At 68.6% G+C, this 9,854-nt stretch carries 10 protein-coding genes; 2 read left to right on the forward strand and 8 right to left on the reverse strand.

What is annotated here, in order from left to right:
• The 3 genes from B1400_RS08825 to miaB form a co-directional block, all read right to left on the reverse strand.
• Positions 1–1,086: DNA translocase FtsK 4TM domain-containing protein (locus B1400_RS08825; protein WP_201260217.1), on the reverse strand; the 1,086-nt coding region annotated here is incomplete at its 3' end.
• Positions 1,087–1,153: 67 nt separating this feature from the next.
• Entirely contained in the window at positions 1,154–2,185 is a 1,032-nt protein-coding gene (gene miaA / locus B1400_RS08830; RefSeq protein ID WP_095614027.1) for a tRNA (adenosine(37)-N6)-dimethylallyltransferase MiaA, read from the reverse strand.
• A gap of 65 nt (positions 2,186–2,250) precedes the next feature.
• Positions 2,251–3,696 carry a tRNA (N6-isopentenyl adenosine(37)-C2)-methylthiotransferase MiaB gene (gene miaB, locus B1400_RS08835; RefSeq protein WP_095614028.1) on the reverse strand — a complete coding sequence of 482 codons (1,446 nt, stop codon included), beginning with the start codon at positions 3,694–3,696 and terminating at the stop codon, positions 2,251–2,253.
• Positions 3,697–3,836: 140 nt separating this feature from the next.
• Between miaB and B1400_RS08840 the strand changes: the two genes are divergently transcribed.
• Entirely contained in the window at positions 3,837–4,613 is a 777-nt protein-coding gene (locus B1400_RS08840) for a GTP pyrophosphokinase (protein ID WP_095614029.1), read from the forward strand.
• Between the two features lie 105 nt (positions 4,614–4,718).
• Here the strand turns inward: B1400_RS08840 and B1400_RS08845 are convergent, their stop codons facing one another.
• Positions 4,719–5,552: a Bax inhibitor-1/YccA family protein gene (locus B1400_RS08845; protein WP_095614030.1), complete on the reverse strand. Its 834-nt coding sequence runs from the start codon at positions 5,550–5,552 to the stop codon at positions 4,719–4,721.
• A gap of 276 nt (positions 5,553–5,828) precedes the next feature.
• Between B1400_RS08845 and B1400_RS08850 the strand changes: the two genes are divergently transcribed.
• Complete coding sequence (locus B1400_RS08850; protein WP_095614031.1) at positions 5,829–6,854, forward strand: NAD(P)H-dependent amine dehydrogenase family protein; 1,026 nt, start codon at positions 5,829–5,831, stop codon at positions 6,852–6,854.
• Between the two features lie 108 nt (positions 6,855–6,962).
• On the opposite strand, the gene B1400_RS08855 is transcribed toward B1400_RS08850, so the two are convergent.
• The 4 genes from B1400_RS08855 to B1400_RS08870 form a co-directional block, all read right to left on the reverse strand.
• The gene (locus B1400_RS08855) at positions 6,963–7,763 is read right to left on the reverse strand and encodes a DUF4037 domain-containing protein (RefSeq protein ID WP_095614032.1); all 801 of its coding nucleotides are present in this window, start codon (positions 7,761–7,763) and stop codon (positions 6,963–6,965) included.
• A complete protein-coding gene (locus B1400_RS08860) occupies positions 7,760–8,398 on the reverse strand; it encodes a BUD32 family EKC/KEOPS complex subunit (protein ID WP_201260218.1) in 639 nt (212 codons plus the stop codon). The genes B1400_RS08855 and B1400_RS08860 overlap by 4 nt, the downstream gene beginning before the upstream one ends.
• A gap of 105 nt (positions 8,399–8,503) precedes the next feature.
• The gene (locus B1400_RS08865) at positions 8,504–9,145 is read right to left on the reverse strand and encodes a response regulator transcription factor (RefSeq protein WP_095614033.1); all 642 of its coding nucleotides are present in this window, start codon (positions 9,143–9,145) and stop codon (positions 8,504–8,506) included.
• Between the two features lie 5 nt (positions 9,146–9,150).
• On the reverse strand, positions 9,151–9,854 hold a 704-nt coding region (locus B1400_RS08870), incomplete at its 5' end, for a sensor histidine kinase (RefSeq protein ID WP_235607410.1).

The following is a 9,854-nucleotide window of genomic DNA, read 5'->3' on the forward strand; positions in this document are numbered from 1 at the left end:
GGCCGTCGTCGGGATCGATCCCGACGGCATCGGCGTCGTACGGACCTCCGGCTGCCGGACCGGCCAGGTGTTCGAGTCGATGGCGCGCGTCGCGTCGTCGTTGTAGGCGCCGCCGCTGCTCACCGTGCGCGGCGCGCCGACGACGCGCGTCTCGGCGGTCTCGCCGTGCCGGCTCGCCGCGTTGACGAAGGCCTCGTCGCCCGCGTAGCTGTCGAGCTCGCCGGCGTCGCCGCGACGCCGACGACGGCGGAACAGACGGCTGAACAGCCCTTCGCGCCGCGTCGGTTCGTCGTCCCCGTCGTCGCCGTCATGCGTCGGCACGCCCTCGGCGAAGCGCAGCGTGTCGTCGTCTCCGACGTGCACTTCGTCGGGGAAACGGTCGGAGTCGGCGCCCTCCTCATGCGGGGCGCGGCCGAACCATGCGCGCAGCTTGGCGGGGACCTCGGTGACATGGGTGCGCGTGATGAGCAGGATCGAGAACAGCGCGGAGACGACGAACACTATAATCGCGAAGCTCTGCGAGAGCCCCCACGCGAGCGGCGAGCCGACCAGGAAGCCGAACAGCCCCCCCGCCTGCTGCAGGTTGGCCCAGGAGAACTCCTTCGTGTCGGCGGCCATGACGACGTCGATGATCGAGCACACCGACCACAGCAGCATCGTCCATCCGACGAGCACGCTCGGATTGCCCGAACCCCTGCCGGAGTTGCGGATCAGACGGATCGAGACGAGCACGAGCAGCACAGGCACGACGACGCTCATGACGCCGAACAGACCCGAGGCGAAGGCGTGCAGCCCCTGGCCGAGCGGCCCGTCGACGCGGAACCATTCGGAGCCGACGAAGAAGACCGCGAGGACGATGAGCATGAAGCACAACCCGTCGCGACGGTACGCCGGATCGTAGTCGCCGACGCTCACCTTGCGCACGGCGGCGCCGAAGGCGCGCGGCACGGCGAGCAGCGCACGCTTCCACGAGGGTTCGTCGGCGTCCTGCGCCGCGCGGCGTCCCTTCGCCGCCGGCGACGACGAGCCGTTCGAGCTCGCCTTGCGCGGTCGTTTGCTTGCGTTCGAGGATGTGGATCGTGCCATAACAGTCCTTGATTCTATCGCGAGGCCGCGCCCGCCGGAACGCCGCGCGCGGCCGGCGGCTCCGCTCTCACGCCAGGTCGCCGAGATGATGGCGGACGTACTCGTCCGCATGCATGTCGACGGCGTCGTAGCCGCCGCGGTCGGCCACGTCGATGATCCCCATCGCCAGATCCACGAGCCGCGGGTTGAGCGCCTGCAGCCAGTGGATGCGCGGGTCGCGGCCGAACCAGCCCATCTGCTTGCGCGCGAGTCGCTTCGTCCTCTGCGCGACGAGGAGGCGCGTCTCGTCGAGGTCGGTCAGGCCGTCGAGGTGGTCGACGACCTGCTGGTAGCCGAGCGCGCGCGACGCGGTCGCGCCCAGATGCGGCCGCAGCCGGCGCACCTCGTCGACGAAGCCGTCGTCGAACATCGCCTGCGTGCGCAGGTCGATTCGCCGGTCGAGCTCGGCGCGCGGCAGGTCGAGACCCAGCTGGACCGACGGGATGACGTAGCGGTAGCGCGGCAGCGACGCCGAATACGGCCGCCCGGTGACCTCGATCACCTCGAGCGCGCGCACGGTGCGCCGCGGGTTGCGCGGATCCATGCGCGCGGCCGCCTCGGGGTCGATCCGCTCGAGCTCGGCGAACAGGACGCCCGGCCCTTCGCGCTCGGCGCGCTCCTCGAGCCGCGCGCGCACGGCCGGATCGGTGCCGGGGAACGTGATGTCGTCGATCGCCGCGCGCGCATACAGCCCCGAACCGCCGACGAGGATCGGGCGGACCCCCCGCTCCTGCAGTCCCGCGATGCAGTCGCGCGCCATCCGTTGGAAGCGCGCGACCGACATCGCCTCGTCCGGTTCGATGACGTCGAGCAGATGGTGTGGCACGGCGGCGCGTTCGTCGGCGCTCGCCTTCGCGGTGCCGACATCCATCCCCCTGTACATCTGGTAGGCGTCCGCGTTGACGATCTCGGCCCTTTCGCCGCGTTCGGCAAGACGCCGCGCGATTGCTATGCCTAGACCGGTCTTGCCCGACGCCGTCGGGCCGACGATCGACACGACCCGCGTCGCCGCCGGCTCCCGCGCGCCGTCCATGCCGTCGATGCCATCCGCGCCGTCCATCCGCACATCCGCTCCTTCGTCGTCCGTCGTCATGCCCGTCGTCCCCCGTCCCTCGCGCGTCCGCCTCAACGCCGCACCATATAGGTCTGTCCGGCCGCGACGTCCGGGTCGGCGATGAGGTTGTGCACGCCGGCGTGCGTGACGGTCGCCGTCACGAAGTCGCCGACGGCGGGCGTCGGTTCGCCTTCCGGCACGCCGACGTGCACGAGCACGCCGGTGCGCTCGCGGCCGGTGACGCGGTGCGTCTCGCCGTCCTTCTTGCCGGCGTGGCCGGTGACCATGACCTCGACGTCGCGCCCCTCGAAGCCGCGCAGGTTCTCGGCAGTGATGCGCTCCTGGAGCGCGAGCAGCCGTTCGATGCGCTCGCGGGCCACCTCGTGCGGCACCTGCTCCATCGCGGCGGCCGGCGTGCCCGGACGCGGCGAGTAGATGAACGTGAATGCCGACGAGAAGCGCGCCTGCTCGACGACGCGCAGCGTGTCCCGGAAGTCCTCCTCGGTCTCGCCCGGGAAGCCGACGATGACATCGGTGGAGATCTGCGCGTCCGGCATCGCCGCGCGGATCTTCTCGAGGATCGCGAGGAAACGCCCCGAACGGTACGAGCGGCGCATCGCGCGCAGGATCCGGTCGGAGCCCGACTGCAGCGGGAAGTGCAGCTGATGCATGACGTTCGGAGTCTCGGCCATCGCCGCGATGACGTCGTCGGTGAATGCGGCCGGATGCGGCGACGTAAAACGCACGCGCTCGAGGCCGTCGATGTCCCCGCATGCGCGCAGCAGCTTCGAGAACGCGTAGCGGTCGCCGATGCCGTAGCCGTAGGAGTTCACGTTCTGCCCCAGCAGCGTGACCTCCTTCGCGCCGTCGGCGACGACGGCGCGGATCTCGTCGAGCACGTCGCCGGGACGGCGGTCGCGCTCCCTGCCGCGCGTCGTCGGCACGATGCAGAACGTGCAGGTGTTGTTGCAGCCGACCGAGATCGCCACCCACGCCGACGTCTTCGACGCCCTGCGCACCGGCAGCTCGCTCGGGAAGACCTCGAGGCGGTCGTTGACCTTCGTCTGCGGGCACCCGGTGGCCTTCGCCCGTTCGAGCAGCGCCGGCAGATCCTCGATGTTGCGCGTGCCGAAGACGGCGTCGACCCACGGCGTGCGCCGCACGATCCGCTCGCGGTCGAGCTGCGCCATGCAACCGCCGATCGCGATCTGCATATACGGGCGTTCGCGCTTCATCCGCGCCCACAGGCCGATCGTCCCGTACATGCGTTCGGCGGCGTTCTCGCGCACCGCGCATGTGTTCATGACGATGAGGTCGAGGTCGTGCGCCTCCTCCTGCTCCCGGCTCGCGCGCACGTAGCCGGCCGCCTCGAGGACTCCGGCGATGCGTTCGGAGTCGTGCACGTTCATCTGGCAGCCGAGCGTGCGCACGGCGAACACGCCGCGGCCGCGCCCGTCGGCGCCCGCGGAGGCGGCCCCGGCCGCGCGCTCCGCTTCGGTCATCATCTCTTCGTTCATACCGCACATGCTAACCGAGGGCGGGCACAGTGCGCACGCCTCGCGACGCATCGTCACAGCAGCCGCACAACCGGGCGCCGCATGCGCGCCGGCGCGCATTCCCAGCGTTCCGACAGGTGAGCCCGCTACAATGGTCCAACGTGATACTTGACCGTCAGACCCGTGTGAACACCAACGAACTGCGCGCCCGCCTGAGCGCGATCGCCGACGAGCTCGCGCAACGCGACGGCATGTCGCCGATCGAGACGTCCCAGATGGACGCCGTGACGGAGTTCATCGACCAGATGCAGGTGTACGAGGGCGCGATGTACGAGATCAGCACGAAGCTCGAGATCCTCGATTCGGAGTTCCAGGTGCATTTCTCGCACGACCCGATCCACCACATGGAGCGCCGCCTCAAGTCGATCGATTCGATCATCGAGAAGATGCGCCGCAAGCGCCTGCCGCTCACCGTCAGGTCGGTGCGCGACAACCTCTTCGACGTCGCCGGCATCCGCGTCATCTGCAACTACCGCGACGACGTGTACTCGGTGGCCAACTACCTGTCCGCGCAGTCGGACATCCAGGTGCTGCGCGTCAAGGACTACATCCTCAACCCCAAGCAGAACGGCTACCGTTCGCTGCATGTCATCTACGCGGTGCCGGTGTTCCTGTCGTCGGGCGCGCACTACACGCCCGTCGAGGTGCAGTTCCGCACGATCGCGATGGACTACTGGGCGAGCCTCGAACATGCGCTGCGCTACAAGACCGACCTTCCCGACGCCAAGCTCAGCGAGCATTCGCAGACGCTGCTCGACTGCGCGCGCTCGCTGCAGAACATCGAGACGCAGATGCAGTCGATCCACCGGGACATCAACGGCGCCCCGCAGGGTCTGCAGGCGCCGGTGACCGACGGGGCGCCGCGGCATCTGAGCTGAGGGCGCGGCGGACGGCGGAGCACCGCGAACGGCAAGGGCGGCCGGTGCATCCGAGGATGCACCGGCCGCCCTTGATCATGTATGCGCCGCGTCGCCGTGCGCAGGTCAGTCCCTGCTCAGTCCCAGCAGCTGCAGGATGTAGAGGAACATGTTGATGAAGTCGAGGTAGAGGTTGAGCGCGCACAGGATCGACACGCGCTTGATCATCTCGGGCCCCTGCGACGCGTACTGCGCGAAGACGCGCTTCGTGAACTGCGCGTCGTAGATCGTCATGCCGGCGAACAGCACGACGCCGATCGCGGCGACGACCTTGAGCATCGTGTTCGTCGGCGCGACGAACATCAGCACGACCTGCGTGACGATGAGCACGACGAGGCCGATGAGCAGCACCGGACCCGCCTTGAGCATGTTCGCCTTCGTCGTCAGGCCGAACATCGTCAGCGCGAAGTAGAAGACGGCGCTGATCAGGAACGCGTAGCCGATCGTCGTGATGCTGTAGGCGCTGAAGATGACGCTCAACGAGAAGCCCATGAGCGCCGCGTAGACGTAGAACCACACGCGCGCCGTCGACGAACGCATGTTCATGACGCGCATACCCAGATAGATGGCGATGCCGACCTCGACGATCATCGGCAGCCACACGCCGAGCGCGCCGGTCGCGGCGATGAACCGCATGTACAGGCCGGTCATCTGCGTGACGATCGCGACGAGACCTGTGAGCACGAGCGCGATCGTCATCTCGCCGTAAGCGCGCGTCATCGAAACGTGCTCGGCGCGCTCGGTGACGGCGGTGGGCTGGATCGTGTAGACGCCGCCGGCGTCGGGACGCATCGCCCCGGCGCCCTGGTTCGGATCGCCGTACATGCTGTACTGCGGCGCCGCGCCGTACGGCTGGGCGCCATCCGGGCGCCGCGCGCCCGGCTGCTGACCGTAAGTCATTCGTTGCTCCTTGATGTTGCTTCGTTCGTCCCCATTCTACCGGCCGTCCGCGCCGTTCGGCTGAAAGACGGCTGGGAAAACCATGGGGGTCCGCAAATGTTCGCAGTATCTTCACAACAGCCGCCGGAGGGCCGGTATTCCCTCCCCCGGCGGCATGCGGACGGGGTCGCCCCGGTGCGTCGTGCCGGGCACGGCGCGTTATAGTGGTGGCACGCCCGGGCGTCGACGACGACGAACCCGGGGCACGAACCAACCATCCGGACCAAAGGAGCGACGATGGAACCAATACGAGCGATTCAGTACGGCTGCGGCAAGATGGCGAAGTACACGGTGCGCTACATGCATGAGAAGGGCATCCAGATCGTCGGCGCGATCGACGTCGACCCGGACGTCGTCGGCATGGACATCGGCGAGTTCGCCGGCATCGGCCCGCTCAACGTCAAGGTGAGCGACGACGCCGAGGCGGTGCTCGACGCGTGCGACGCCGACATCGCCGTCGTCACGCTGTTCAGCTTCATGGACGACATCGCGCCGATGTGCGCGCTGTGCCTCGAGCACGGCGTCAGCGTCGTCACGACCTGCGAGGAGGCGATCTACCCGTGGACGACGAACCCGGCCGTCACGAACCGCCTCGACCGCATCGCCAAGGAGCACGGCGCGACGATCGTCGGCACGGGCATGCAGGACATCTTCTGGATCAACATGGTCGCGCAGGTCGCCGGCGGCTGCGAGCGCGTCGACAGGATCACCGGCGCCGTCAGCTACAACGTCGAGGACTACGGTCTGGCGCTCGCGAAGGCGCACGGCGTGGGCCTGACGGCCGAGGAGTTCGAGGCGCGGCTCGCGCATCCGGAGGAGATCGTGCCGTCGTACGTGTGGAACTCGAACGAGGCGCTCGCGCAGAAGCTCGGTCTGACGATCAGGTCGCAGACGCAGAGGGCCGCGCCGTACTTCAACGACGCCGACGTGTACTCGCAGACGATGGGCGAGACGATCCCGGCCGGCAGGTGCGTCGGCATGTCGGCGGTCGTCACGACGGAGACGATGCAGGGGCCGGTGCTCGAGACCGCCTGCATCGGCAAGGTCTACGGCCCGGACGACGGCGACATGTGCGACTGGAGGATCGAGGGCGAGCCCGACACCGAGTTCCACGTCGCCAAGCCGGCCACCGTAGAGCACACCTGCGCGACGGTCGTCAACCGCATCCCCGACGTGCTCAACGCGCCGGCCGGCTACGTCACCGTCGACCAGCTCGACGAGATCCGCTACCTCGCCTACCCGGCCGCGCTGTACGTCGCGTGAGTCGCGGTCCCGCGCATGACGGCGGGGAGGGTGCGCAGTCCACCATGGGCCGCGCACCCTCCCTGTCTCGTATCGGGTCCGTGGGACGCGTGTACGCGAGCGCCCCGCCTATGCGGCGCAGCCGTCCCCGTCGACGAGGACGCCCAGTTCACCGGTCATCCGCGCGAGCGTGCGCGAGGTCGCGGCGGCGTCGGTGAACATCGACGCGAAGAGCGTGTCGAGATCCTCGTCGAAATGCGCGGGCAGCAGCGCCGCATGTTCGCGCGCGTAGTTCGCCATGCGCTTCTCCCCCGGATGCGTGAGCCGGTTGAGCGCGAACAGCACGTCGAAGTACGACTCCAGATACGCGGCCGTGCGATGGTTGACGCTGACGAGGTCGCCGCGGGCCGCCGCCTTCGCGATCTGATGGTCGTAGGACGGCAGGTTCGCGGCGAGCAGGCGCATGTTCTTGCCGATGATGTTCGCGCGCAGCTCGTCGGGGTAGTCGACCGCGTACCGCCGGCGCAGCGCCTCGAGACGTCCGTCGCGGTCGAACAGGATGCGGCAGCGCAGCAGGTTGTGCCACATGCACGTCGTGTATCCCGTGGCCGCCCGCCCCTCGTCGACGACCGCCGAGATCGAGCGCGCGAAGTCGTTGAGGCTGCGGTAGAGGATGTCGATGTCGACGCCGTCGTTGAGCGTGCAGTCATCCTCGAGCTCCCAGAACGCGTTGCCGATCTCGGCGTAGCCGCAGCGTTCGGCGATGATCGCGCGGCGTTCGGCCTCGCCGGGGAGCGCGTCGCAGTAGATGTACAGGTCGTAGTCGCTCGTCGCGTCGTGCACGCCGCCGGCGCGCGAGCCGCCCAGCGCGATCGCGGTCACCTCGGGCAGCTGCGCGAAGGCGCGCCACAGTGATTCGAACGGTGTCATGATGTCTCCTCCTTGTTCGCGGCCGGCTCGCCGCCGGCACCCCGCGCGTCCTCCCCGCGTACCTCGTCGCCGTGTTCGGCGGCGTAGGCGAGCAGCTCCGGCGTGCGGCCCCAGTAGCGGATCCCCCAGTGCTCGAAGTCCCACTCCTGCATGTAGGCGTTGCATTCGTAGTCGACGTAGAGGAGCCCGTCCCCCTGTACGACGAAGTTCGTCGGGAAGTAGTCGATGTTCACGCCCGCCGCGTACAGCCTGCGGCAGATCGCGCGCATCAGCTCGACATGGGCGGGGCGCACGTCGCCCGCGAGGACGAGCTCGTAGACGGTGGGGCCGTCGACGTACTCCTTGAGGATGCGTTCGGCGTCCTCGTCCACGTCGAGCATCCGCGGCATGGCGACGCCGATCGCCGTGAGCGTCCGGTAGTCGGCGAGCTCCGAGGCGAGCCTGTCCCCGAACTGGTAGTAGGCGCAGGGCTCGTGGTGGATCTGCTTGAGCACGCGCAGCGCGCCGTCCGCGTCCCGCACGAGATACGAATAGCCGCCCTTGCCCTTGCCGAGCAGGCGCATGACCTCATAGGGCGCGCCGTTGACGTCCATCGTCGCCCCGGCGCGCCCCACCGTTGTCTCCGTTGTCTCCATGAGACGATGATAACCTATGCAGATTTGAAAACAAAATTCACGTACCCATATTGTGTATCAGTATGACAACATTTGCAATGATTTCCCTACAAAGCGGCGTTCCCGTCAGTGGCAGCCAAGCCATTCGACGGCGAGCTTCGTGCGGTTCGCGATGTTCGTCTTCGCGAGGATGTCGCTGATGCGGTTGCGCACCGTGCCTTCGCTCAGATGGAGCTCGGCGGCGATCTGCCGGTTGTCATAGCCCTCGGCGACGAGCGCGGCCACGTCGCGCTCGCGCTCGGTGAGCCGCGTGAAGCGTTCGTCCTCGACGATCCGCGTCTCCTGACGCGTGCCCGGCACGTCGCCGCCGGCCGCGATCTGCCCGAGCACCTCGGCGCCGAGCACGACCTGCCCGGCCATGACCGCCTGCACGGCCGGGATGACCGATGCGACGTCCTGTTTGATCAGATACCCCTTCGTATGCAGCTGCACGGCGCGCCGGATGTAGTCGGGGTCGGCGAAGGTCGTCAGCACCAGGATCCTCGCGTCCGGATGGCCTTGCAGGATCCGTTCGGCCGCCTCGAGTCCGTCGATGCCCGGCATCTGCACGTCGATGAGCAGCACATCGGGCATGTGCGCCCCGTATTCGCGCACCGCGGCCGCGCCGTCGTGCGCCGTCCACAGCACCGTCGCGGTGCCGGTCGCCGTCAGAATCGTGCCGATCGACGAGCATACGATCGGGTCGTCGTCCACGATGGCCACCGAGATCGTCGTCATTCCTCCGTCCTTTCCGTCATGCGCGCCGTCCCCGTGGGCGCCGCGGCCGGCGACGCCGCCGCCAAGGTCTCCTCCCCGGCGGCGGCGTCCGTCTTGGGCACCGAGACGAAGACGCGCCAACCTTGCGCGTACGGCCCGCAGGTGGCGGTGCCGCCGAGCGCACGTGCGCGTTCCTCGATGTCGGCGAGCCCGATGCCGCCGGCGCGCCGCACCGGGCGTTCGGGCTTGCCGCCGTCATCCTGCACGACGAGCTGCCACAGCCCCGGCAGGTCGATGAGCCGCACCGTCGCCTCGCGCGCCGTGCCGTGGCGCACCGTGTTCGTCAACGCCTCGCGGATGATCGCCGCGAAGCAGTGCGCAAGCGACGACGGCGCCTGACGGATGCCGTCGACGAGCCGCACGCGCAGCGGCGAGCCCTCCGACACGGCGGCGGCGTCCTCCATCATCCCCTGGAAATCGGTGCCTTCGTCCTTGAGATCGTGCACCGACCTGCGGATCATCGTCATCGCCTCGTCGAGCGTCGCGCCGATTCTGGCGAACTGCGCGGCGTGACCGTCGTCGCCGATCGTCGTCGCGACGATCTGGTCGGCCTGCGTCATCATGATCGCGCGCGTGAGCGTATGGCCGACGTTGTCGTGGATCTCGCGCGCGATCCGCGTGCGTTCGTTGAGCCGCGCGCGTCGCATGTCCGCGGCGCGCG

The organism is Bifidobacterium italicum (assembly GCF_002286915.1).
GTDB lineage: Bacteria > Actinomycetota > Actinomycetes > Actinomycetales > Bifidobacteriaceae > Bifidobacterium > Bifidobacterium italicum.